Annotated in this window: 25 protein-coding genes and 1 pseudogene; 15 read left to right on the top strand and 11 right to left on the bottom strand. The window is 48.7% G+C overall.

What is annotated here, in order from left to right; translation table 11 throughout:
* The first annotated feature begins 128 nt into the window (after nt 1-128).
* Together KNP93_RS14210 and KNP93_RS14205 are read left to right on the top strand one after the other, a co-directional pair.
* Nucleotides 129-812 (top strand): C40 family peptidase, encoded by a 684-nt coding sequence (locus KNP93_RS14210; protein WP_131502430.1) that lies wholly within the window; start codon nt 129-131, stop codon nt 810-812.
* Between the two features lie 72 nt (nt 813-884).
* Nucleotides 885-1658, top strand: a complete 774-nt coding sequence (locus KNP93_RS14205) for an SDR family NAD(P)-dependent oxidoreductase (protein ID WP_214855862.1) — start codon at nt 885-887, stop codon at nt 1656-1658.
* Between the two features lie 646 nt (nt 1659-2304).
* Here KNP93_RS14205 and glpX read toward each other — a convergent pair.
* The 5 genes from glpX to KNP93_RS14180 form a co-directional block, all read right to left on the bottom strand.
* A complete protein-coding gene (gene glpX / locus KNP93_RS14200) occupies nt 2305-3270 on the bottom strand; it encodes a class II fructose-bisphosphatase (RefSeq protein WP_114597299.1) in 966 nt (321 codons plus the stop codon).
* A gap of 31 nt (nt 3271-3301) precedes the next feature.
* A complete protein-coding gene (gene murA, locus KNP93_RS14195; RefSeq protein WP_131972053.1) occupies nt 3302-4549 on the bottom strand; it encodes a UDP-N-acetylglucosamine 1-carboxyvinyltransferase in 1248 nt (415 codons plus the stop codon).
* Between the two features lie 27 nt (nt 4550-4576).
* Nucleotides 4577-5224 (bottom strand): fructose-6-phosphate aldolase, encoded by a 648-nt coding sequence (fsa, locus tag KNP93_RS14190; protein WP_012371594.1) that lies wholly within the window; start codon nt 5222-5224, stop codon nt 4577-4579.
* Nucleotides 5225-5388: 164 nt separating this feature from the next.
* Nucleotides 5389-6243, bottom strand: a complete 855-nt coding sequence (gene fba / locus KNP93_RS14185) for a class II fructose-1,6-bisphosphate aldolase (protein ID WP_131502432.1) — start codon at nt 6241-6243, stop codon at nt 5389-5391.
* A 132-nt stretch (nt 6244-6375) separates the two neighbouring features.
* Nucleotides 6376-6750, bottom strand: coding sequence for a response regulator (locus KNP93_RS14180; RefSeq protein WP_026827306.1), 375 nt, complete (start codon nt 6748-6750; stop codon nt 6376-6378).
* A 93-nt stretch (nt 6751-6843) separates the two neighbouring features.
* Between KNP93_RS14180 and KNP93_RS14175 the strand changes: the two genes are divergently transcribed.
* Nucleotides 6844-7353 (top strand): DUF2529 family protein, encoded by a 510-nt coding sequence (locus KNP93_RS14175; RefSeq protein WP_214855859.1) that lies wholly within the window; start codon nt 6844-6846, stop codon nt 7351-7353.
* 80 nt (nt 7354-7433) lie between these two features.
* On the opposite strand, the gene KNP93_RS14170 is transcribed toward KNP93_RS14175, so the two are convergent.
* Together KNP93_RS14170 and rpoE are read right to left on the bottom strand one after the other, a co-directional pair.
* Nucleotides 7434-9029, bottom strand: a complete 1596-nt coding sequence (locus KNP93_RS14170; RefSeq protein WP_131502434.1) for a CTP synthase — start codon at nt 9027-9029, stop codon at nt 7434-7436.
* 254 nt (nt 9030-9283) lie between these two features.
* Nucleotides 9284-9808, bottom strand: coding sequence for a DNA-directed RNA polymerase subunit delta (gene rpoE / locus KNP93_RS14165; protein ID WP_131502435.1), 525 nt, complete (start codon nt 9806-9808; stop codon nt 9284-9286).
* Nucleotides 9809-9978: 170 nt separating this feature from the next.
* Here rpoE and KNP93_RS14160 point away from each other — a divergent pair, with 170 nt between their 5' ends.
* The 4 genes from KNP93_RS14160 (at nt 9979) to KNP93_RS14145 (ending at nt 11774) form a co-directional block, all read left to right on the top strand.
* Nucleotides 9979-10428, top strand: a complete 450-nt coding sequence (locus tag KNP93_RS14160; protein ID WP_131972051.1) for a GNAT family N-acetyltransferase — start codon at nt 9979-9981, stop codon at nt 10426-10428.
* 36 nt (nt 10429-10464) lie between these two features.
* Nucleotides 10465-10782, top strand: a complete 318-nt coding sequence (locus KNP93_RS14155) for an ArsR/SmtB family transcription factor (protein ID WP_214855856.1) — start codon at nt 10465-10467, stop codon at nt 10780-10782.
* A 70-nt stretch (nt 10783-10852) separates the two neighbouring features.
* Nucleotides 10853-11281, top strand: a complete 429-nt coding sequence (locus KNP93_RS14150; RefSeq protein ID WP_188004808.1) for a DMT family transporter — start codon at nt 10853-10855, stop codon at nt 11279-11281.
* 13 nt (nt 11282-11294) lie between these two features.
* Nucleotides 11295-11774 carry a DMT family transporter gene (locus KNP93_RS14145; protein WP_188004809.1) on the top strand — a complete coding sequence of 160 codons (480 nt, stop codon included), beginning with the start codon at nt 11295-11297 and terminating at the stop codon, nt 11772-11774.
* A 57-nt stretch (nt 11775-11831) separates the two neighbouring features.
* Here KNP93_RS14145 and KNP93_RS14140 read toward each other — a convergent pair whose 3' ends face one another.
* Genes KNP93_RS14140 through KNP93_RS14130 form a run of 3 tightly spaced genes read right to left on the bottom strand, consistent with a single transcriptional unit; the run spans nt 11832 to nt 14079 of the window.
* On the bottom strand, nt 11832-12284 hold the full coding sequence (locus KNP93_RS14140; RefSeq protein ID WP_214855853.1) for a heme-degrading domain-containing protein: 453 nt from the start codon (nt 12282-12284) through the stop codon (nt 11832-11834).
* Entirely contained in the window at nt 12281-13321 is a 1041-nt protein-coding gene (locus KNP93_RS14135; RefSeq protein WP_214855850.1) for a Gfo/Idh/MocA family oxidoreductase, read from the bottom strand. Before KNP93_RS14135 ends, KNP93_RS14140 begins: the two co-directional genes overlap by 4 nt.
* Nucleotides 13318-14079 (bottom strand): DeoR/GlpR family DNA-binding transcription regulator, encoded by a 762-nt coding sequence (locus tag KNP93_RS14130; protein ID WP_214855847.1) that lies wholly within the window; start codon nt 14077-14079, stop codon nt 13318-13320. Before KNP93_RS14130 ends, KNP93_RS14135 begins: the two co-directional genes overlap by 4 nt.
* 131 nt (nt 14080-14210) lie before the next feature.
* Between KNP93_RS14130 and KNP93_RS14125 the strand changes: the two genes are divergently transcribed.
* The 5 genes and pseudogenes from KNP93_RS14125 (at nt 14211) to KNP93_RS14105 (ending at nt 18101) form a co-directional block, all read left to right on the top strand.
* Nucleotides 14211-15050, top strand: a complete 840-nt coding sequence (locus KNP93_RS14125) for an SDR family NAD(P)-dependent oxidoreductase (RefSeq protein WP_131502442.1) — start codon at nt 14211-14213, stop codon at nt 15048-15050.
* Between the two features lie 61 nt (nt 15051-15111).
* Nucleotides 15112-15456, top strand: a pseudogene (locus KNP93_RS14120) (GGDEF domain-containing protein); the annotation flags it as partial.
* The gene (locus tag KNP93_RS14115) at nt 15453-15779 is read left to right on the top strand and encodes a potassium channel family protein (RefSeq protein ID WP_014971462.1); all 327 of its coding nucleotides are present in this window, start codon (nt 15453-15455) and stop codon (nt 15777-15779) included. The pseudogene KNP93_RS14120 and the gene KNP93_RS14115, both read left to right, overlap by 4 nt.
* Nucleotides 15780-15793: 14 nt before the next feature.
* Nucleotides 15794-16426 carry a hypothetical protein gene (locus tag KNP93_RS14110; protein ID WP_131502443.1) on the top strand — a complete coding sequence of 211 codons (633 nt, stop codon included), beginning with the start codon at nt 15794-15796 and terminating at the stop codon, nt 16424-16426.
* Between the two features lie 106 nt (nt 16427-16532).
* Nucleotides 16533-18101: a glycosyltransferase gene (locus tag KNP93_RS14105; protein ID WP_214855845.1), complete on the top strand. Its 1569-nt coding sequence runs from the start codon at nt 16533-16535 to the stop codon at nt 18099-18101.
* Nucleotides 18102-18172: 71 nt separating this feature from the next.
* Here the strand turns inward: KNP93_RS14105 and mgtE are convergent, their stop codons facing one another.
* Nucleotides 18173-19525 carry a magnesium transporter gene (mgtE, locus tag KNP93_RS14100; RefSeq protein ID WP_214855842.1) on the bottom strand — a complete coding sequence of 451 codons (1353 nt, stop codon included), beginning with the start codon at nt 19523-19525 and terminating at the stop codon, nt 18173-18175.
* 235 nt (nt 19526-19760) lie between these two features.
* On the opposite strand from mgtE, the gene KNP93_RS14095 reads away from it, so the two are divergent.
* The 3 genes from KNP93_RS14095 to KNP93_RS14085 are packed head-to-tail and all read left to right on the top strand — an operon-like array spanning nt 19761 to nt 22272.
* The gene (locus KNP93_RS14095; protein ID WP_131502446.1) at nt 19761-20501 is read left to right on the top strand and encodes a metal ABC transporter ATP-binding protein; all 741 of its coding nucleotides are present in this window, start codon (nt 19761-19763) and stop codon (nt 20499-20501) included.
* Nucleotides 20498-21358, top strand: coding sequence for a metal ABC transporter permease (locus tag KNP93_RS14090; protein WP_131502447.1), 861 nt, complete (start codon nt 20498-20500; stop codon nt 21356-21358). Before KNP93_RS14095 ends, KNP93_RS14090 begins: the two co-directional genes overlap by 4 nt.
* Nucleotides 21355-22272, top strand: coding sequence for a metal ABC transporter substrate-binding protein (locus KNP93_RS14085; protein ID WP_131972037.1), 918 nt, complete (start codon nt 21355-21357; stop codon nt 22270-22272). Before KNP93_RS14090 ends, KNP93_RS14085 begins: the two co-directional genes overlap by 4 nt.
* Nucleotides 22273-22275: the final 3 nt, after the last annotated feature.

Genomic DNA, 22275 nt, shown 5'->3' with positions numbered 1-22275 from the left:
GCTAAGATAATCGTGCAGAGAAAAACTTACACAGTTGTAAGGCAAACTGCTTAAACAAACACTTAATGAGATACATCATATAACTCGGTTTTCAAAACTACTTTAAAATGACATGGAGGATTTCACATATGAAACGTTTTCTAGCATCGGTCGCAACGGCAGCATTAGTGGTTTCAGGATTTGCATCAGTGGGAACAGATAAGGTTGAGGCAGCTTCTACAGTAACGAAAGTTAAAATCACAGACAGCGGATTACGTGTTCGGACGGGTCCTTCTACAAAAGCAAGCATCGTTGGTAAAGTAAACGCAGGCCAAACATTTACATACAAAGGTAAATCAGGCAGCTGGACTAAAATTTCATACGGTGGAAAAACACGTTATGTTTCTACACAGTATACGAAAACATACAAGTCTTCTACTTCAACGGCTAAAAAATCAACAACTTCATCTTCAACACGTACACGCCTTCTAAGCGAAGCAGCTAAACATAAAGGAACTCCTTATGTATGGGGCGGAACGACAACTCGTGGATTTGACTGCTCTGGTTTCACAAGCTACGTCTACAAAAAAGCAGCGGGCAAAACATTGCCACGTACGTCTTCTTCACAATATTCTTCTTCTAGAAAAGTAAGTGTCTCAAACGTTCAACCTGGAGATCTTGTTTTCTTCTCACACGGTAGCGGCATTCAACACGTCGGTATGGCAACAAGCAAAACAAGCATGGTGAACTCAGAAACAGGTGGCGTCAAGTACTCAAGCTTCAAATCAGGTTACTGGGGTTCACGCCTTGTCGGCGCGGGTTCATACCTATAATTGAACAAACCAAGCGGTTGAGCATCGGCTCGATCGCTTTTTTTCTACCCTATTACATAAGGAGGACGGATCATGAACGTATTAATTACCGGCGCTTCTGCCGGAATCGGGCGCGAACTGGCCTATCTGCATGCCGAACAAGGACATCACCTGTTACTGGTCGGACGGAACGTCGAACAACTTTTCGAAACGAAACACTTTGTTGAACAGCGGGGCGGATCTGCCGTCGTGCTTCCATATGATATCGGACAAACCGTTCAAATCGAAGCCTTGTTACGTGCGACAGAAAACATTCCGGTTGATATCTTGATCAATAATGCCGGGTTTGGTCTGTATGGGGAGTTTGTCGAAACTGATTTATCCCGTGAACTCAACATGATTGACGTCAACATTCGAGCACTGACGCATTTGACGAAAGCTTTTGCCCGTGGGATGAAAGTTCGAGGGAGCGGACGGATCATTCAGATTGCTTCGACCTCTTCTTTCCACGGCGGTCCTTTCATGAGCGTCTACTATGCAACAAAAGCGTACGTCCTCAGTTTTTCGGAAGCTTTGGCTGATGAGCTTGCGCCTTACAATATTCAAGTGACAGCTGTTTGTCCGGGCGCCACGTATACAGATTTCGCTAAAACAGCCGATCTTGCGACATCCGGATTGTTTAAACGACCAGGTATCATGGATGCCAATACAGTTGCAAAGCTTTCCATTACCGGGTACATGAAAGGAAAAACGCTTGTCATCCCCGGTCGCAGTAATGCAGTGTATGTCTTTATGACACGCTTTTTCACACGTCGTAAACTCGTCCAGATGACACACCAATTGCAAGCTCCGACACACAGTCTTTAATACAGTTTTATAATTTCCATGCGATTGGACTTTTATAAATTTGATATCAGAGCCTGACTCATCAGTCACTCCAAAATCAATTCTCATGACGAACGTTTCCTACATCCTCGCTTTCCACGGGCGGGAGACAAGCCGCGGCTGCTCGAATTAATATGCAATCTGCCGGGTCTTCCCTATCCCTGACGGAAGCACTAATCGCGCTTCCTTTTCCCGTAGGAGTCGAGAATGTATGCCTCCGTTCTACAGGAATCAAATAGCCGATGATCCCTTTTCATGGGACCATCGGCTGTTTCTATGCTCATTTACGACAGTTTGGTGAGTAATTGAGATACCTCATACAAATGCTCTTATTTCTTGTACAAAAAGAAAAAAGAAGCAGATTTCCGGATTAAATACCGAAAATCTACCTCCCTTCATTCATTTTTTGAATCATGACTCGCATACAGCATCAAACTGCATTCCCTTTTCGAAAAGAATTACGTTCTTCACTCGACTCCTACGGGAAAAAGCGCGGTGTTCCGCGCTGTCAGAGACAAACAAGACCCGACTACTTGTCCATTTGGACAAAGTAGGCACAGCTTGTGTCTCGCCCGAGGAAAGCGGGTGAAGAAAACGTAGATTCTTTTGGATAAGCCTGTCATCCCAATTACTTAATAACGAGCTTCGGTTTTTTCTTGAACGAGTGAATTCCTTCAACGAAACGAACTGTTCCCGACTTCGCACGCATGACGACCGAGTGCGTTTGACCGCCTTGTGCCGTGAACTGAACACCTTTCATCAACTCGCTGTCCGTGACACCGGTTGCTGCGAAGATGCAGTCATCTCCCGTGACAAGGTCATCCATCATGAGGATTTTCGACGGATCTTCAATCCCCATCTTCTTGCATCGTGCGACTTCCGCTTCATCTGCCGGTAAGAGCCGGCCTTGAAGTTCTCCGCCGAGACATTTTAATGCAACAGCTGCCAGAACACCCTCCGGCGCCCCGCCTGAACCGAGCAGAATATCAATCCCTGTGTGCGGGAAAGCCGTATTGATGGCTGCTGCGACATCTCCGTCCCCAATCAGACGAATCCGTGCCCCTGTTGCCCGAATCCGTTGAATGATTTCTTCATGACGTTCCCGGTCAAGAATCGAGACGACGACGTCTTCGATTTCTTTATTTTTCGCTTTTGCGACGGCCGCGATGTTTTCTTCAATCGTCGCATCCAGGCTGACGTGTCCTGCTGCTTCCGGTCCGACAGCAATCTTATCCATGTACATATCCGGTGCATGTAATAAGTCTCCCGCATCGGCGACCGCAAGAACTGCGAGTGCGCCCCATGTTCCTTTAGCGACGATGTTCGTGCCTTCGAGCGGATCGACGGCGACGTCAAGACGTGGTCCGTATCCATTTCCGAGTTTCTCACCGATATAAAGCATCGGTGCCTCATCCATTTCCCCTTCGCCGATGACGACCGTTCCTTTCATCGGGATCGTATCAAATACATCACGCATGGCGCTTGTTGCTGCGTCATCTGCCTCGTTTTTCAAGCCCTTCCCCATCCAGCGTGCCGAAGCCAGTGCTGCTGCCTCCGTTACGCGTACGAGTTCCATTGATAAACTTCTCTCCATGTGTATAATCCCCTCTCCCTAACTGAAAACCTTAAACCGTTTCGCGCCAAACAAGAGCTCCGAGTCCTTTTAACTTCTCGACGAACTGTTCATAGCTTTGATCAAGTACTTCTGCATGGTGTAATGACGTTTCACCGGAAGCAAGCATTCCACTTAACACGAGGGCCGCTGCACCGCGCGGATCATGAGCTTCAATTTCCGTACCACGTAACGCTTCACCACCACGGATGATGATCGAAGCGTCTTCGTGTGTAATTCGTGCATTCAACCGCCGCATCTCCTGGACATGCCGGAAACGTTGAGGATACAGCTTATCGACGACGACACTCGCGCCTTTCGGTTTCAACAGGACAGCCGAGATGATCGGTTGAAGATCGCTCGGAAAGCCGCCGTAGTGAAAAACACGAATATCGATCGGTTTCGCCATATCGATGGATGCTGTGACCGAATCATCCGCCAACTCGATGTTGGCCCCGAACCGTTCCAGCTTTTGAATGATGCTTTCAAGATGTAACGGAATGACATTATCCACCGTCACACGGCCGAGGACTGCTCCCATTGCCAGGAACGTACCTGCTTCCATCCGGTCCGGAATCAAGGTATGGCGGCATCCTTGAAGCGTCTTGACGCCTTTGATTCGAATCTCATCGGTCCCTGCACCTTTGACACTCGCACCCATATTCGTCAACATCGTACTGACGTCGATGACTTCCGGATCACACGCTGCATTTTCAATGACCGTCGTTCCTTCCGCCATGACTGCTACCAGTAAAGCACTGATTGTCGCACCGAATGAAGGAAGGTCCAAATAAATCCGGTTTCCCTTCAACTCTTCGACATGCATGTAGTAAACCCCTTGTTCATTTCGCATCGCGACACCAAGTCGTTCCAGTGCCTTGATGTGTAAATCAATCGGCCGAGGACCGATGGCATAACCACCGGGCAGACCGACGACCCCCTGTTTGAATCGCGCCGCGAGGACACTCATCAGATAAATCGATCCACGTAATTTTCGTGTATCTGTCCCTGTGAGCGGCATCGGTTCGACATGACTCGGGTCAATCGTCACCATATCGCCTTGACGTGTTACGACGGCTCCAAGCATCTCAATGATCTGGATCATCGTCGCAACGTCGCCAATGTCCGGCACCCCCTCAAGAATGACCTGTTGATCGGTCAGTAATGCTGCCGCGAGACACGGAATCGCACTCTGTTTCGATCCACTGATCATGACGGTTCCTTCAAGACGTTGTTGTCCTACGATATGCAAAATGTCCACATTCCATCAACCTTTCTCTACAATCTGTTATTGCTGCGCTTTTTCCCAGTCAGCAAGAAAACGTTCGATTCCCTGTGTCGTTAACGGGTGTTGCGTCAGTGACTCAATGACATTGAGCGGAATCGTCGCGATGTCAGCTCCAGCGAGTGCCGCATTCGTGACGTGCACCGGATTACGGACAGAAGCCGCGATGATTTGTGTCGGAATATCATGAATGACGAAGATTTGAGCAATCGTCTCGACCAGTCCCATTCCATCTTGACCGATATCATCCAGACGACCGAGGAACGGTGATACATATGTCGCACCGGCACGTGCCGCGAGTAAGGCCTGGTTCGGGTTGAAGATCAATGTGACGTTCGTCGTGATGTTTTCTTTTGAAAGAGCTGCGACGGCTTCCAGTCCTGCCGGTGTCATCGGAACCTTTACCGTAATGTTCGGTGCAATCTGAGCAAGTTCCTTCCCTTCCCGAATCATTCCTTCTGCATCAAGCGCAATGACTTCGGCACTGACGGAGACGTCTCCGACGATTTCACAAATTTCGCGCAGTCGTGTATGGAAATCGACGCCTTCTTTCGCGACAAGTGACGGGTTTGTGGTGACCCCGTCCAAAATCCCCATTTTATGTGCTTTTTTAATATCCTCTACGTTTGCTGTGTCGATAAAAAATCTCATCTCTCTCTTTCCCCTTTCATTCCTTAAAATATCCCTTGAAATCGCTTACTCTTCTATTATAAATTTTTTCGCCGAGAAGTCCTAACGTTTTCCAAAACAATCTGCTGATTTAGATGAAAAAAAGCACGATAGACGAGTGTCTACCGTGCTTTAGGCATGGAAAATTAAGCTTTGTTGCTTGAACCGAACTCACGCATCTTACCGATGACTGTTTGTTTGATTGCTTCGCGACCTGGTGCGATGAATACGCGTGGGTCATATGCTTCTGGTTTCTCAGCCAAGACTTCACGAACCACTTTCGCGAACGAAATTTGGTTTTCCGTGTTGACGTTGATTTTCGAAGTACCAAGCGAAATTGCTTTTTCGATATCGTGTGTCGGGATTCCTGTTCCACCGTGAAGAACGAGTGGAAGGTCTGTTGCGTTACGGATTTCTTCCATTTCAGTGAAACCAAGGTTTGGTTCACCTTTGTATGGTCCGTGAACAGAACCGAGCGCAGGAGCAAGCGTGTCAATTCCAGTTTCTTTGACGATACGAACGCAGTCGTCAAGTTTCGCGTACATGACATCACCGATGACGTCGTCTTCTTGTCCGCCAACTGTACCAACTTCCGCTTCGACTGAAACACCCTTCGAATGCGCATACTCAACAACAGCTTTTGTTGTTTCGATGTTTGTGTCGATCGGGCTATGTGAATCGTCGATCATTACAGATGTAAATCCAGCGTCGATCGCTTCTTTACATTTTTCAACGCTCGAACCGTGGTCGAGGTGGATTGCAACAGGAACTGTTACTTTCATGTCGTGAACGAGACCTTCTACCATTTTAACAACTGTGTAGAATCCGCCCATGTGACGTGCTGCACCTTCAGATACTCCAAGAATAACCGGCGACTGCTCTTCTTGAGCCGCACCGAGTACTGCTTGAGTCCACTCGAGGTTGTTGATGTTGAATTGACCTACTGCGTACTTACCTTCGAGAGCTTTGTTTAACATGTCTGTCATAGATACTAATGGCATAATGACATCCTCCTCTGTTTTGATCGCTACTTACACGTAAACGTGCATTTTCAGACTGATTATAACACACTGATTCACCGGAACGTACAGCATTTCACTCCGAATTTAGGATTGTGACGACGACGTGAAGGATTAACCGCTTACATCGTTCGAAATTTGCACAGTCACTTCTTTTTTTAATTCAAAGATGTCAAACGGCTTTCCGAAGAAGGCGACGACACCGAGTCGTTTTGCTTCTTCCATCGCTTCTGTTTCGTCCAAAGCAGTCATCAGAATCGTCCGGATCCGTCGTCCGACCTCGTCCTGATGACGCAATACTTCAAGACCGGTTCGGCCCGGCATATTGACATCCATCAATAATAAGTCGTATTCCGTCTCTTTCAGCCGTTCGATCGTCTCAAGACCATCGACAGCGACATCGGTCGTATATCCTTGCGCCCGAAACAATTGTGCCAGTAAATTCCGAATCCCCGGTTCATCTTCCGCGATGAGTAATCTTCCTTTCATCTCCCACACTCCTCCTCTAGTTATTTCCATTCTACATGAAAGCAAAACTTGCTATATACTGTGTGTGAGAGAAATTTAGAAAGGATGTTAGAAATGCTGAAAATTTTAGCGACACAATTCAACGGGAAACTACAAACGCTTACAAAACAGGAAGACGAATTGTTAGATGTCGTCCGGCTGCTTGCCCAGGCACTCGTCGGTCAAGGAAAAGTCTATCTCGATGCCTACGGCGAGTTTGAAGGACTGTATCCAATGTTGTCCGACGGTCCGGACCAGATGAAACGTGTCTCGAAAATTAAGGATCATAAAACCCTCCATGCGGTCGACCGCGTGTTGATTTTCACACCGGATACGGAACGTTCCGATCTGCTCGCGTCGCTTGCCCGCTATGATGCCTGGCACACGCCGTATTCGATCATCACGCTTGGCGACGTGACCGAAACACTCGAACGTTCGATTGCTCCGCTTGCCTTGAAATTCGATAAAGGGCTGCTTCCGGCTGAGGACGGTTCCCGTCACGGATTGCCGAGTCTCGCGCTTGGTGCCTTCTTGTTAACGCACATTTTGACGCAATTACAGGAGATGACGGAAGAGTGGGAATGACGCTTTTCTTCTATAGTAATAAACTAAACAACCCTGTCTCCAATTTGGAAACAGGGTTGTTTAGCCGTTCGCTAAATTTCTTACTCACCAAGTGATGCTTGGATGAAGTCATGGAATAAGGCTTGCGGACGCTCCGGACGCGAAATCAATTCCGGGTGGAACTGACATGCGACGAACCATTTGTGTTCTGGAATCTCGATGATTTCAACGAGACGGCCATCCGGGCTTGTACCGGAGAAGATCATACCGTTTGCTTCGAACTGTTCACGGAATTCGTTACCGAACTCGTAACGGTGACGGTGACGCTCGTACACGAGTTCGCTTGAATACGCGGCACGTGCTTTTGAACCGTCTTCGAGCTTACATGGATACAGACCAAGACGAAGTGTTCCTCCAAGATCCTCGATGTCTTTTTGCTCCGGAAGCAAGTCGATGATCGGATACGGTGTCGCCGGATCGATTTCTGCCGAGTGGGCACCTTTTAAGTTCAAGACGTTGCGCGCGAACTCAACTGTCGCCAGTTGCATACCGAGACAAATTCCGAAGAACGGTACATTGTTTTCACGGGCAAAACGTGTTGCTTCGATTTTCCCTTCGATTCCACGCTCTCCGAATCCGCCCGGAACAAGGATTCCGTTTGCTGAGCCAAGCAGTTCCTGAACGTTGTCACGTGTGACATCTTCTGCATTGATCCAGTCGATTTCGATGTCGCTGTTAAAAGCAAAACCGGCATGCTTCAAAGCTTCTGCAACCGAAATGTACGCATCACGCAATTCAACGTACTTCCCGACAAGTGCGATTTTCGTTTTCTTCTCGAGGTGTGTCACGGTGTGAACGAGTTGCTTCCATGCTGTCATATCAGCAACCGGTGTATCGAACTTGAAGTAGTCACAGACGAGCTGGTCCATGCCTTGACGTTGTAAGTTAAGCGGTACTTCATACAGTGTCGATGCATCCTTCGCTTCGATGACGGCTTCCGGACGTGTATCACAGAAGAGGGCAATTTTATCTTTCATTTCTTGCGGTACATCATGCTCGGCACGAAGCACGATGATATCCGGCTGAATGCCGTAGCTGCGGAGTTCTTTGACACTGTGTTGTGTCGGTTTTGTCTTCAGCTCGCCAGCAGCTGCAAGATACGGAACGAGCGTACAGTGAACGTACATGACGTTCTCTTTTCCGATATCGTTTTTCACCTGACGAATGGCTTCGATGAACGGAAGCGATTCGATATCCCCTACTGTTCCGCCAATCTCTGTGATGACGACATCTGCGCCTGTTTCTTTCCCGGCACGGAAGACACGATCTTTGATTTCATTCGTGATGTGCGGAATGACCTGAACCGTTCCACCGTTGTAATCACCGCGACGTTCTTTTTTAAGAACGGTCGAGTAAATCCGGCCGGATGTCACGTTCGCATTCTGGCTGAGATTGATGTCGATGAACCGTTCGTAGTGACCAAGGTCAAGATCGGTTTCAGCGCCATCATCCGTGACGAATACTTCCCCGTGCTGGTACGGGCTCATCGTCCCCGGGTCGATGTTGATGTACGGGTCGAATTTTTGGATCGTGACGTTGAGGCCACGGTTTTTCAAGAGACGGGCGAGTGATGCTGCCGTGATCCCTTTACCGAGTGAAGATACTACCCCACCGGTTACGAAAATATACTTTGTCATGATTAAATTGCTCCCTTCTCGAGTCCAGAAATCTGTCAGAGGTCGTTAAAAAATAAAAAAGCAAAAGTGCCCCCATTCACAGGAGACACTTTTGCTGAAATTAAGCACGTTGCTTAAAGAAGCCCATGACTAACTTACGTCATTCCGAAAACTTCGTCAAGCAGATTTTTTAAAGAAAAAAATCACACACACTTGTGTCAGCCGTCAACGAAAAAACTACCATTTTCATGTTCAAAAATGGCAGGTTGCGGTTGTTAAACTTCTTCGTCATCTTCCTCGAAATCTTCGAGGTCTTCTTCATCCAAATCGTCTTCAAGGTCATCAATGACCGCAACTTTTTTGAATGTGTCTTCTTCGCTGTCGTCTGCTGCATCGTAATCAGCAGTTTTCGCGAATGTATCGAGATCATCTTCAATCGTCTCGAACTCATCTTCTTCCGCATCATAGTTGAACTCTTCTTCGAACTCATCGAGTTCACCACGTTGACGGGCTTCGATAACCAAATCCTCATCCGATTTATCGAACGGGTACCATGCACGAAGCGACCAACGGTTAGCTCCGACGTTAACGAAGTTCCCATCGATGTTCATGTCCGTATAGAGTTGGGCAAGTTTCTCGAACTTATCCTCTTCATTTTTAAACGTATGGAATTTTTCGATTTCTTTAATGATGTCATCGAAAGTAATAGGCTGTTCGCCCGCTTCTTGCAGCATTTCATTGACGAAGTTAATCAGTGAAAGATCAGTAATTTCTTCTTTACTTAAACGGCTGAGGCTCATTGTGACGGCCACTTCCTTTCATTTGCGTTCAATCCATTACTTCTCATTATACGCAAAAGGGCTTTTAAAAATCCAGTCCCTCGCAAAAAAAGATTCATCAAAAAAGAAAATCGGGTTTTTGACAGCGTCGAAAAAGGAATAATCCAAAAGAAAAGAAGGAGGAATCACGGATGGACATGACAATCGAACGGGTTAATGATTTCGATGGATATAACTGGCTTCCGTTGCTCGCTAAAAGTTCCCAGGAAGGATTCCAACTGGTCGAGCGGATGTTACGGAACCGCCGGGAGGAATCGTTTCAAAAAGACGGGGAAGCGATGTTCGTCGTCCTTTCGACGAACAATCAGGTCCTCGCCTGCGGGGGATATATGAAGCAATCCGGTCAATCCGGAACGGGTCGGATCCGCCACGTCTATGTATTGCCGGAAGCCCGGTCGCACGGCATCGGGACTGCCTTACTGGAAAAAATCATGTCTGAAGCATTTTTGACGTATGATCGGTTAGTCCTCTACAGCGAACAGGCCGATCCCTTTTATCAAGGGCTCGGATTTCAACTCGTTTCCGGCGAAAAAATCACGCACACCATTGATAAAACATCCTTCGCCAACTCAAACCGATGAATTGACATATCGAGAAGTATCGATTAGATTGATGGCATGACACAACAAGTAGATCTTTTTAAAGCGTTGTCGAACGAAGTCCGTCTCGACATCTTACGCTGGCTCAAGGATCCAGAGACTCATTTCAACAAACCAGCTGCTCACTTGTCAACGAATCTCGCTGAAAAAGGAGGCGTCTGTGTTGGTGATATACAGGAGAAGACGAACTTGTCCCAATCCACGGTATCCCAGTACTTGGCGATGTTACAAAAAGTCGGATTGCTCGAATCCGAACGGCACGGCAAGTGGACGTATTACCGTCGAAATGAAGAAAAGATCAAAGAGCTGGCAGAGTATCTAAAAGGAGAACTCTAAAGGGTTTTCCTTTGTTCATGTATCGACAATTCCCGATATATAGATTTAAAAAAGAAAGAAGGAACGGATTTTGAAATTCATTTATTACCTGTTGGCTCTCCTCGCCGGAATCGCGCTCAGTATCGAAGGTGCCATCTACGGGGAACTTGGCAACAGCATCGGAAAACTCGAAAGCAGTTTTTATAATTTCTTTGCCGGTACAATCATCATCGGCATCATCACGCTCTTTTTCGGAAAAGGTTCGCTCGGTTATACATTCAAGGCACCCAAATGGACGTTGCTGGGCGGATTACTCGGGAGCATCTATTTAACGATCCTGATCATCAGCATCCCGCTTGTCGGTGTCGGACTCGCCATGATCAGTGTCATCATCGGTCAGATGATTGCCAGCATGGTCATTGAACATAAAGGCTGGCTCGGCAGTCCCCGCGTCGCCATCAACAAAGACAAATTAATCGCATCCGGCCTGATGGTCATTGCGCTATTTTTGATTTTCTAAAGGAGGAAACTTGATGAATATCGCATTACTCGGGATGACACTGCTTGGAGGAATTCTCCTCAGTGCCCAGTCTTCAATCAACGGTGCCTTCGGTCAAAAAGCCGGCGCACTGGAAAGTACATTTTTAACTTTTTTCACAGGGATGCTCCTGCTTGCACTCGCCGTCCTCTTTTTCGGACAAGGAGATGTCCTGTTGATTCTTGACGCCCCCCGCTGGCAGCTCAGTGCCGTCTGGTTTGGTGTCAGCTATCTGTTCCTGACCATTCTCGCTGTTCCGAAAATCGGGGTCACGGCAGCGAGCATCGCAACCGTCATCGGACAGTTATCGGCCGGAATGGTGCTGGATCACTTCGGGACATTCGGTGGCGTCGAAGTGGCGTTTGACCTTAAACGTTTTTCCGGTCTTCTGTTCATGTTGGCCGCCTTGTTCTTTATCTATCGCGGGAACAAGCGACGTGTCGAGGCACCCGCTTCCGACTCGATGGCTTCTTGAGACCATACAAAACCGGGAGTGTCTTCAACTCGAAGGCACTCCCGGTTTTTCGTCTACTTACTTTTTTAAAAAGGCTAATGCATCAACCGCCAGCTGATGGTCGGCTTCCTGTGACAAACCCGATACGGTAATCGTTCCGATGACACCGACTCCTGTGACGCGGATCGGGAATGACCCGCCGGCATCCACATAGTCCGCCGGATCGACGGCATACATCGTATGATACGCACGCTGTTTCGCTTCATTATACAACCGCATGTAGAGTGAGCTGTGTCCGTGCCGGAGGACGACGTTCGATTTTCGCCGGATCCATTCTTCCTGATCGGGTGCCGTCCCGTCCAGTGCTGCATAAAACAACCGTTGTCCGTTCCGTTTCAGCTCGACAGCGACGCTGAGTTGCTCCCGCAAAGCCCGGTCGATGACGTACTGTCCGGCATGCAGTGCATCTTGATTCGTAAACTGACGTAATGTCAGTGTCTCTTCTTGCGCCAACAATTTGGTCAGTTTCATTGATCCCACTCCTTCCGGAAGATTTTGCGTCCCGTCTCACTGCTCAAGCGAACAGCCTCGATGAGTTGCATCGTCTTGAGGGCATCCGTCAAATCAACCGGTACGTCACCCGTCTTCAGCCCTGCAGCAAGCGCTTTGTAAAAACCAAGGTAGTTGCCCGAAAGTGTCGCCAACCGCTCGGCCGGATGATCGGCAATCTTCAGATATCCAAAGTCAGCGGTTTCCTCTTGACCGATTGAGGCATCGACGGCTTGTCCTGACGCAAGGCGCGCTTCCTGCGGATCCATGCCGTATTTAATATAACTTCCGCGTGTGGCGTGCAACTCAAATCGCGGGGGTGATCCTTGGATAAAGGAATTGGACCGTAAGTTGACCCGGCGTTTCCCGTAAAATAACGTGATGTGGAATCCGTCATCCGTCTCCGCCCCGTCACGCTGGAATAAGACATCTCCGACCACAGCATCCGGTTCACCGAATAAAGCAAGCGCCTGATCAATCAGGTGGGAACCGAGATCAAACAAAATACCCGAACCCGGTCCCGGCTTTTCCCGCCAACGATCCCGGACGACCGGACGATACCGGTCAAACCGTGATTCGAACAATTGCCAATCCCCGATCTCATTCATCTCGATCAATTGTTCCACCGTCAGAAAATCGCCGTCGTACCGCCGGTTTTGATAGACGGCGACATGGACGCCGTGACGCGTCGCGAGACGTTGCAGTTCTATCGCTTCTTCCATCGTCACGACCGCCGGTTTTTCGAGCAGGACATGTTTTTTAGCTTCGATGGCTTGTTTCGCCATCTCAAAATGTAAAGCTGTCGGAGTCGTGATGATGACAAGTTCCGTCTGTTCATCTTGTAATGCTTCTTCGAGTGTCCCGATTACCTTTGCTTCCGGGAACACGGTTGCCACTTTATCCTTTTGGCTTGATACGACTTGCCGGATCGTATATTCGGGTAACGCTTGAATCAAGGGAGCATGAAACGTTACGGCTGAAAATCCGAATCCGACCAGTGTCGTTTGAATCGTCGTCATGTTTGTTCCTCCTCTGCTATTTCCAGTAAGACATCGGCTTCGTGCAACCAGGCCTGCCACTGTTCAGGCGGTCGTTCATCCGTAATCAGGACATCGATGTGGTCAAGATCACAGACCTTGTGCAGAAATCGTTTCTCGAACTTCGTATGATCCGCCAGTACAATAATTTCCGCACCACTCCGGATCATCGCCTTTTTCACGATTGCTTCTTCCAGGTTTTCAGCGAATATCCCTTGTTCCGTCAGCCCACATGCACCAAGAAACACACGATCGACCTGATAGTTCAAAATATCATCCGCCGTTTTAATACCGACGAGACTGCGTGCATGCCGGTCCAACTTCCCTCCGGCCACATACAAATCGATTTCCGGACGGGCTTCGAGTTGTTCGACGATCGCCAGTGCATTCGTAATGATTTGGAGTGGTTCTGCCGGCAGATGAACCGTCATCCGGGCAACGGTCGATGCCGCATCAAGAATGATTTTTTGCTGCGGTTGAATATACTGAACAGCACGTTTGGCAATCCGATTTTTTTCCGGCTGTTCGGTCCGCCGGTCGTACTGAACGGTCGTGTTCGTCCCGACACGGATCAAACCGTTTTTGACCCGGATGATTTTTCCTTCCCGCTCCAGTTGAATCAAATCACGCCGGGCCGTATCACGCGAAATGCGGTACGCCTCCATCAACTGATCGAGTGAAATTTCAGGTGCCGTCTTGATCCATTCCCGCATTTGTTGAAGTCGATCCTGTTGCGCCATGTTGCCTGTCCTCCCGTTCTTTTTCTTTATTTTAAGTTTTTTGATTAAAATATGCAATTTTAACGTAAAATAACTTCAGTGAATTCGGGTAAAGAACGGTATAACCAGGAATTCAAGAGGAGGAATGACACATGCGTACGATTTTCATCACCGGTGCCTCGTCCGGAATCGGCTTCGCGACGGCGACACGTTTTGCTGAAGAAGGATGGACGGTGTATGCCGGTACACGTGAACTGACACCAGCACTGGAACAAGCCGCCTTACCGCATCTGCATTTTCTTGAAGTCGATGTAACTGATCTCGCGAGTCTAAAACAGGCCGTTTCCGTCATCGAACAGGAAGTTGGTCACTTGAATGCTTTATTTTGTAATGCCGGTCAGGGATTGTTACGGGCGCTTGGACAAGCGACGAGTTATGAAATCAATCAATTGTTCGATATCAACGTGTTTGGGGTCATGCGGACGATTGAATGTTGTCTGCCGCTCCTGAAGGCCGCTCCGAACGGCAGTCACCTATTAGCCACCTCGAGCATCAGCGGACTGGTCGGTCAGCCGATGAACGAAATCTATTGTGCCAGCAAGTTTGCACTCGAAGGTTTGTTCGAAAGCCTCGCCACTTACTACAAACCGTTTTTCTCGATCGACGTCACATTAATTGAGCCGGCTGCCGTCGAGACGAACTTCACGGCAAACGTCCTCGATCGTTTGGAGCAGACAGGTGGTCTTCATGACGATGATTTCAAACCGATCGTCGAAAGTTATTTACGGACGTACCGCGTCCGACACGCCGAGCGCCAGTCTCCGGAAACGATTGCCGAGTTGATTTTCGAACTCGTCCAAGCCGATGAAAAGCCGTTGCGTGTTCGGACGGCACCGGAAGATGAAGCGTTTGTTGCCCATAAAACCGGAAACGATCCGTCCGGTCTTATCGGGACGATCAAAACCCGGCAGCTGACACTAAATTTAGACTGATTCCCCTTTTCTTCAAAATAAATCAGATTCGTCCTTTTCTTCTTTTTATGAACGGGCCGGGCAAGCGATTCTCAAACAAGACAGTATCACGGTCGTCGTTGACCTGGATGGTTTCAAAGGCATCAATGATACGTACGGCCATCAAATCGGCGATGCCTTTTTGATTCACTTAACCCGGTTGCTCGAACAGACCGTTGAACCACTCGGTTTCGCTGCCCGCGTCGGCGGCGATGAATTCTTTTTGCTGCTGCAGAATCAAACACCGGACCATGGCATCAGTTTGGATACACTGATTCATCATGCCGATCAGGCCATGTATCATATCAAATACAATGGTAAAAACGGATACCGGATTCATGATACACTCGATTCGGTCCAGCGACCGTCCGAAGGAGGTACACGATGATTTCGATGCTTGCGATTTTTTCACGGTTATTCAAAGGATTACGCCATGCTTTCCAGTTATCATATTTCCGCGGTCTATTGATCCTTTGTCTGTTGACATTGCTGTCCGGAACGATTTTTTACAGCACTCAGGAAAATTTAACCGTCGTCGACGCACTTTATTTTTGTATCACGACGCTTAGTACGGTCGGGCATCCGACGTTTGCTCCTGTCACGACACTCGGGAAAGTCTTTACGATGGCTTATATTACAATCGGATGTGGTTTATTCCTTACGTTGATTGCCACACTCGCCTATGTCTTAATCAAGGAACAGGAAGACTGAAAGGAGATGTCGGGATGCGGCAAGCAGCCATTCAAAATAACTTCGATTGGTGTCGCCTGATTTGTGAACTGAACGGATGTACCGTCACGGAAACACTCGACAGTTGGAAAGCGACAGGTAACGTCCCGCCGCTCTATCCGGAAATGATGGTCCGGGCGCATCAACAGCAGCTCGATCTGACTGGCGTCATGAGTATCAAGGACTGTACCGCCAGCTATGATTTTTCACTTGCGGGACTGACACATCTGTTCACAGCGGAATGGATCGTCCGTCCGCCGATTCTCGACCGGCGCGCACTGCCGGCAGACTGGACCGTCGTGACGACTTCCGAGGACGCGGCACGTTTCTTCGCCCTCATCGAAACGCATGACTTGCCGGATACGTTATTCGAACGAACAGATGTCCGGCTCTTCTTTTCTGATGCCCAACAGGCCGGTTTCATTGCCTATTCCAACGGTCAAACGACCGGACTGTCGCATCTGACATCCGACTATCTCGATGAACGGCTGTGGGATGACATCATTCGTCTCAGTTCCGCTCACTTTCCGGGACAACACCTCGTCGGCTATGAGTATGGCGACCAATTGATTACGGCACTTGAAGCCGGGTTTGATGATATCGGTCCACTCGCCGTCTGGATGCGTTGAACATGTTCTTTTACTCACGTCCTATTTTTAGGATGTTATGCTATAGGGAAAAGAAAGGAGGTGAAGGCTAACCACATATTCCATATGTCCGTTAGCTGATATACCTATGAAAAGAACTACTTTTTTCACATTGAATACACTGGGAACCAAACGCGGCGGTCTCGTCAAAGCCGTCATCAAGCGGGCGAATACGATTGCGGCTGCCGAACCGGACCGCTCAGTCCACCTCCTGACGATTGGATTGCAGACACAAATCGACAGCATCCGAGAAGAGATGATACAGCTTGACCTTCTAAATCCGAATGTCCAGGTCACGAACCTGATCCATACATTAGGACAGCAGAAGGCAAACGAAAAGCAGACGAAAACTCGTCTCTTGAAACAACTGAACCGGCAATTCGTCGTCTTTGATGACGCCAGCCGGACAGAAGACGACTCCTATCGTGTTTTCGACAACGGAGTGTACGTTCAGTATCTTCGTTTTGATGCGATGGATCGCCTTCTTTTCATTGATTACTTCTCAGAGACACGTCATCGTCTGAAACGGGAAGAATATTTGGAAAACGGACAACTGTTCCAAATCATTCATTATTCCACGATGACGAACAAACCTGTCTCACGCCAGTTTCTTCACGGCAACGGCACCTGTTATTTAACGCTTTGGCACAAGATGAATTCCGTGGACTGGAGTCATCTGTTCTATTTCGGAAAAAACGAACAGCTCCAATTCAATGACCCTGCTGCTTTTTATACCTTTGCGCTCAATCGTTTGTTGGGGCAATATCCGGCCGTCATGCTGTCGTCCGAATTCCGGGACCGTCTGCCGAACTTACCGAAACAGAATTTAGATGCCGTCGTGCTTAACGTCAATCATCCAAACATCCGAAAAGTTGCGTTTGGACACAGTAACCACTTTGTCTCACCTTTTGATGAAACCGCCACAGTCAGTGGTGTCTGGAATACTTTGTTCAAACGGATTGATGAGTGGAGTGCTGTCATTACAGCGACATCCCGACAGGCCGACCATATGAAACAGCAGTTTGGTCACGCGTCCCTGTTCCATTCCATCCCTCATGCGTTTACGAACACAGCCTCGGGCGAACTTGTTAATCCCGTCAATCCGAATCGGTTTGTCGTCGTATCACGGATTCAAGTTAAAAAAGATGTTGCAGAAAGCGTTCGAGCGATGCGCCGGATCGTCGATCACAATCCAAACGCTTTCCTTGATTTTTATGGGTTTGGTTATAACGACCAACTTGAAAAAGATCTTTTGGCATTGATCAAGGAATTGGCTTTGACCGATCACATCCATTTCAAAGGATTCGTTACTGATATGCGGGAAGCGTATGCCGGTGCCGTCGCCACACTCTTCACTTCACAATCCGAAGGGTTTGGGATGGCGATTCTTGAGAGCATGAGCTATGGTATTCCGGTCATTGCTTACGATATTTGTTACGGTCCGGCGGAAATCATCGAGGACCAGGTGACGGGACGTCTCATTCCTAAACGAGATACGGCTAAGTTCGCCGAAGCCGCAATCGACTTGATGACGCATCCCGATGCCCGACAACTGATGGGATCACGTGCCGCTAAAGCACTTGAACCGTTCTCGGATCAACACTATGAAACGCGTTGGGTGAACTTGTTAGAGACACTTGATGCCCAGACCGACTGATTTCCAGTCGATAAAAAAAGTATCGTTCTGCCGAATCTATTGAGATCCGGCGAAACGATACTTTTTTTGTGTTACATCAAACGGCTGATAAAGGCTGTCGCAATCCCGAAATAGACGAGCAACGACAGGATATCGTTCAGCGTCGTGATGAGCGGACCGGATGCAATCGCCGGGTCGATGTTCAGACGATGCAAAATCAACGGGATGATCGTTCCCGCAAGCGTTCCGAAAATCAACGTGATAATCAGTGAACTGCCGACGACGAGACCAAGAATCGGATCCCCTTGCCAGACATAGGCGATGATGGCAATCAAGATTCCACATGTCACACCGATGATCAGACCGACACGTAACTCCCGGAGAATCAGCCGGGTGACGACTTTTTTGTCGACCTCACGCGTAATCAAACCACGAACGACGACAGCGAGCGACTGCGTCCCGGTATTTCCGGTCATCCCGGCAATCATCGGCATGAAGAATGCCAACGCGACGACTTTTGACAAGGTTTCCTCAAACTGGCTGATGATTGATCCGGAAACCAGTCCAATGAATAATAACAAAATCAACCACGGCAGACGCCGGGTCGCGGCCACCCAGGGCTTCGTATCAAAATCAATCGATTTACCGGATGCGGATAACTTCTCGATGTCTTCGTTGGCTTCTTCCCGTAAGACGTCGAGGGCATCATCGACCGTAATCAATCCGACGAGGACGTCCCCTTCGACGACCGGCAACGAAACTAAGTCGTAGCGTTCAAACATTTTCGCGACATCTTCCTGATCGGTCTCGGACGAGACGCTGATCACTTTTCGGTCCATGACGTCGGCAATCCGCTCGTCGTTACTCGCGAGAATCAAATCACGGTACGAGATGACGCCGACGAGCTGACTCAGCTGATTGACGACATAGACGTAATTGATTGTCTCCGAGTATTCGATATAGTCCCGCATCTTCTCGATCGTCTCGCCAATCGTCGACTCATCCGTTACCCAGATGAACCGGTTCGTCATCAGGCGGCCTGCTGTCTCTACCGGGTACGTCAATAAATTGCGGACGACAAGTGCCTCATCCTGACGCATGCCGGACAACAATCGGTCGACTTCTTCTTTTGGTAATTCTTCCAGTATGTCTGCCAAATCATCATTTTCCATCAAGTCCATCACATGACCGGCATTCTCGACATCAAGGCGTCGTAACACCTCGAGTTGCTGTTCAAGTTCAAGTTCCTCGATGACATCTGCCAAACGCTCATGATCGAGATAACGGAGGAGCCGTTCTTGCTCCGTCGCACCGAGCTCACCATACCAGTTCGCTAAATCGTATGGATAGACTTCTTCAATCACTTGCTGCGCATCTTCACGCCGCTCTTTTACCAATGCCTCAAGTAACAGCAACTTCCATTGTTGTTCCTCTGACTGACTCATCCTCTCACCCCCGCGTTTTTCTCCTCTTCCATCTTAGCACGATGTTTTCAAAAGCACTTCTACGAAAGCAGTTGACATTTATTTCGTCTCACCTTAAAATTTGCCTAAAGGAAACATTATTAGTTCGTAGAACAATATATGCGATAAGGCAATCTCTTTTTTTAGACTTTTTCTTTCCCTAAGGAAACATTTGTTTTCACACTAAAATTCAAGCAGTTGAAAGGAGTGTCTTCACATGTACGCAATAGAAGTAGAACAATTAAACGTTTCGTATTTCGAAAACATCGCCTTAGAAAAAGTGTCGGTTCGCTTCACGCCGGGTCAACTCATTGGAATCATCGGTCCGAACGGTGCCGGGAAATCAACCTTCATCAAAGCAATCATGGGCTTGATTCCGGCAGAAGCAACTACGATCCGTTTGCTTGGTCAATCGATGAAAGAGGCTCGGACGCAGGTCGCTTATGTCCCGCAACGCAGTGCGATCGATTGGGATTTTCCGATCCGCGTCATCGATGCCGTTCTGATCGGCTGTTTTCCACAACTTGGTCTATTCAAGCGTCCGACGAAGCACCATCGGATGCATGCCCGCTCCTGCCTCGAACGGGTCGGGATGCTCGATTACGCTGACCGTCAAATCGGGGAACTGTCCGGCGGTCAACAACAACGTGTCTTTTTGGCCCGTGCCTTAGCGCAGGAAGCCCACCTGTTATTGCTCGACGAACCGTTCGTCGGCGTTGATGCCGGCAGTGAAGGAGTCATCATCGACTTGTTACGCACGTTGCGTGAGGAAGGAAAGACAATCATCGTCGTCCACCACGACTTAAGTAAGGCGGCCGATTACTTTGATACACTGTTACTCCTCAATCGACGGGTCATTTCAGTAGGTCCGCCAACCGATGTCCTGCAGCCGCATATCATCGAAGGCGCATACGGCAATCCGCTTGCCTTCCTTCAGAAAGTGGAGGTTTCGTCATGAATGTCCTTGATTTCATTCAAGCTTTGACCGAATATGATTTTCTCCAGAAAGCACTTGTGACGTCCGTTATGGTCGGCATCATCTGTGGTGTCATCGGCTGCTTCATCATTTTACGCGGGATGTCGCTGATGGGGGACGCGATCTCCCATGCTGTCCTGCCGGGTGTCGCCATCTCGTACCTGCTTGGGATTAACTTCTTCATCGGCGCCGTCGCGACCGGTCTTCTGACCGCACTCGGGATCGGTTTCGTCAGTCAAAACAGCCGGATTAAAAATGACACGGCCATCGGCATTTTATTTACGTCAGCCTTTGCGCTCGGGATCATCCTGATTTCTTTTTTACGCAGCAGCAGCGACCTGTACCATATTCTGTTCGGAAACGTCCTTGCCGTCCGTCCAAGCGATATGTGGATGACGCTCGCCATCGGTCTGATTGTCCTTGGGGCAATTTTTCTATTCTACAAAGAATTGCTTGTCACCTCATTTGATCCGACGATGGCGGCAGCATATGGTCTGTCGACCCGATTAATTCATTACCTGCTGATGACGATGTTGACGCTCGTCACGGTCGCATCGCTTCAGACAGTCGGTATCATTCTCGTCGTCGCGATGTTGATTACACCGGCGGCGACCGCCTATCTGTTAACGAACCGGTTGTCGCGGATGATTTTTCTGTCTGCCGGTCTCGGGACGATTTCTTCCGTCGTCGGTCTATACTTCAGCTTCACCTATAACCTGTCGTCCGGAGCCTCGATCGTCTTGGTCGCGACCGCCTTGTTTGCGCTGGTCTTCATCTTCTCACCGCGCCACGGATTGCTCCGGAAATGGAAATTACCGAAAAAGGAGCTCACGCCATGACCTTCAAACGATTCATCCCCTTAGCCGGTCTCGCCGTTTTGCTGGCCGGCTGTTCTACCGATTCTGCCGACGACGGCAAAATACAAGTCGTTACGACCTATTCGATTTTAGAAGACATGACCCGGGTCGTCGGCGGTGAACACGTCGACGTCCACAGCATGGTCAAGATCGGCAAAAATCCGCACGAATACGAGCCGTTGCCAACCGATGTCCGGAAGATGGCGGATGCCGATGTCGTCTTTTACAACGGTCTGAATCTCGAAGCCGGCGGATCCTGGTTCAATAAACTCCGCTCGAGTACGAATAAGGACGAGAAGGATGCTCCGGTCTATGCTTTAAGTAAAGGGGTCGAACCAAAGTATTTGACGGCAGCCGGAAAGGAACAGGAAACCGACCCGCATGCCTGGCTCGATCTCAGCAATGGCATCCAATACGTTGAAAATGTCAAAGACGCATTGATTAAAGAAGACCCGGCGAACAAAGCGGATTATGAGAAAAATGCGTCGGCTTATGTTAAAGAACTGCAAACACTCGACATGAAAGCAAAAGAACGCTTTACTGCGATACCGGATGCCGAACGTCATCTGATTACGAGTGAAGGTGCCTTTAAATATTTCAGCTCTGCCTATGATTTTAAAGCGGATTATATTTGGGAAATCAATTCCGATAACCAAGGGACACCCGACCAAGTCCGGCGGATTGTTGATTTAATCAAACAACAGGACATTCCGGTGCTGTTCGTCGAAACGAGTGTCGACCGGCGCAGCATGGAGACGGTCTCCCGTGAAACCGGCATTCCGATCGGCGGAACCCTCTACACCGATTCCCTCGGGGCAAAAGGAACAGACGCCTCAACATACTTGACGATGATGGAAACGAACTTCGAGACAATCGAACAACAGTTAACGCGATAAGAA

The sequence above is a fragment of the Exiguobacterium sp. s166 genome, assembly GCF_018618855.1.
Lineage (GTDB): Bacteria > Bacillota > Bacilli > Exiguobacteriales > Exiguobacteriaceae > Exiguobacterium_A.
Note: the sequence above shows the minus strand (reverse complement) of the source record. Positions and strands in the feature narration are given on the sequence as shown.

Bases quoted from the DNA above. Each gene is read 5' to 3' on its own strand.
- KNP93_RS14180 (WP_026827306.1), bottom strand. From the start codon at position 6,750: ATGAAAGGAAGATTACTCATCGCGGAAGATGAACCGGGGATTCGGAAT.
- KNP93_RS14110 (WP_131502443.1), top strand. From the start codon at position 15,794: ATGCGGCAAGCAGCCATTCAAAATAACTTCGATTGGTGTCGCCTGATT.
- fsa (WP_012371594.1), bottom strand. From the start codon at position 5,224: ATGAGATTTTTTATCGACACAGCAAACGTAGAGGATATTAAAAAAGCA.
- KNP93_RS14170 (WP_131502434.1), bottom strand. From the start codon at position 9,029: ATGACAAAGTATATTTTCGTAACCGGTGGGGTAGTATCTTCACTCGGT.
- KNP93_RS14140 (WP_214855853.1), bottom strand. From the start codon at position 12,284: ATGAAACTGACCAAATTGTTGGCGCAAGAAGAGACACTGACATTACGT.
- KNP93_RS14090 (WP_131502447.1), top strand. From the start codon at position 20,498: ATGAATGTCCTTGATTTCATTCAAGCTTTGACCGAATATGATTTTCTC.
- fba (WP_131502432.1), bottom strand. From the start codon at position 6,243: ATGCCATTAGTATCTATGACAGACATGTTAAACAAAGCTCTCGAAGGT.
- glpX (WP_114597299.1), bottom strand. From the start codon at position 3,270: ATGGAGAGAAGTTTATCAATGGAACTCGTACGCGTAACGGAGGCAGCA.
- KNP93_RS14155 (WP_214855856.1), top strand. From the start codon at position 10,465: ATGACACAACAAGTAGATCTTTTTAAAGCGTTGTCGAACGAAGTCCGT.
- rpoE (WP_131502435.1), bottom strand. From the start codon at position 9,808: ATGAGCCTCAGCCGTTTAAGTAAAGAAGAAATTACTGATCTTTCACTG.
- KNP93_RS14205 (WP_214855862.1), top strand. From the start codon at position 885: ATGAACGTATTAATTACCGGCGCTTCTGCCGGAATCGGGCGCGAACTG.
- KNP93_RS14095 (WP_131502446.1), top strand. From the start codon at position 19,761: ATGTACGCAATAGAAGTAGAACAATTAAACGTTTCGTATTTCGAAAAC.
- KNP93_RS14175 (WP_214855859.1), top strand. From the start codon at position 6,844: ATGCTGAAAATTTTAGCGACACAATTCAACGGGAAACTACAAACGCTT.
- KNP93_RS14145 (WP_188004809.1), top strand. From the start codon at position 11,295: ATGAATATCGCATTACTCGGGATGACACTGCTTGGAGGAATTCTCCTC.
- mgtE (WP_214855842.1), bottom strand. From the start codon at position 19,525: ATGAGTCAGTCAGAGGAACAACAATGGAAGTTGCTGTTACTTGAGGCA.
- KNP93_RS14135 (WP_214855850.1), bottom strand. From the start codon at position 13,321: ATGACGACGATTCAAACGACACTGGTCGGATTCGGATTTTCAGCCGTA.
- KNP93_RS14210 (WP_131502430.1), top strand. From the start codon at position 129: ATGAAACGTTTTCTAGCATCGGTCGCAACGGCAGCATTAGTGGTTTCA.
- KNP93_RS14125 (WP_131502442.1), top strand. From the start codon at position 14,211: ATGCGTACGATTTTCATCACCGGTGCCTCGTCCGGAATCGGCTTCGCG.
- KNP93_RS14160 (WP_131972051.1), top strand. From the start codon at position 9,979: ATGGACATGACAATCGAACGGGTTAATGATTTCGATGGATATAACTGG.
- KNP93_RS14085 (WP_131972037.1), top strand. From the start codon at position 21,355: ATGACCTTCAAACGATTCATCCCCTTAGCCGGTCTCGCCGTTTTGCTG.
- KNP93_RS14130 (WP_214855847.1), bottom strand. From the start codon at position 14,079: ATGGCGCAACAGGATCGACTTCAACAAATGCGGGAATGGATCAAGACG.
- KNP93_RS14105 (WP_214855845.1), top strand. From the start codon at position 16,533: ATGAAAAGAACTACTTTTTTCACATTGAATACACTGGGAACCAAACGC.
- KNP93_RS14115 (WP_014971462.1), top strand. From the start codon at position 15,453: ATGATTTCGATGCTTGCGATTTTTTCACGGTTATTCAAAGGATTACGC.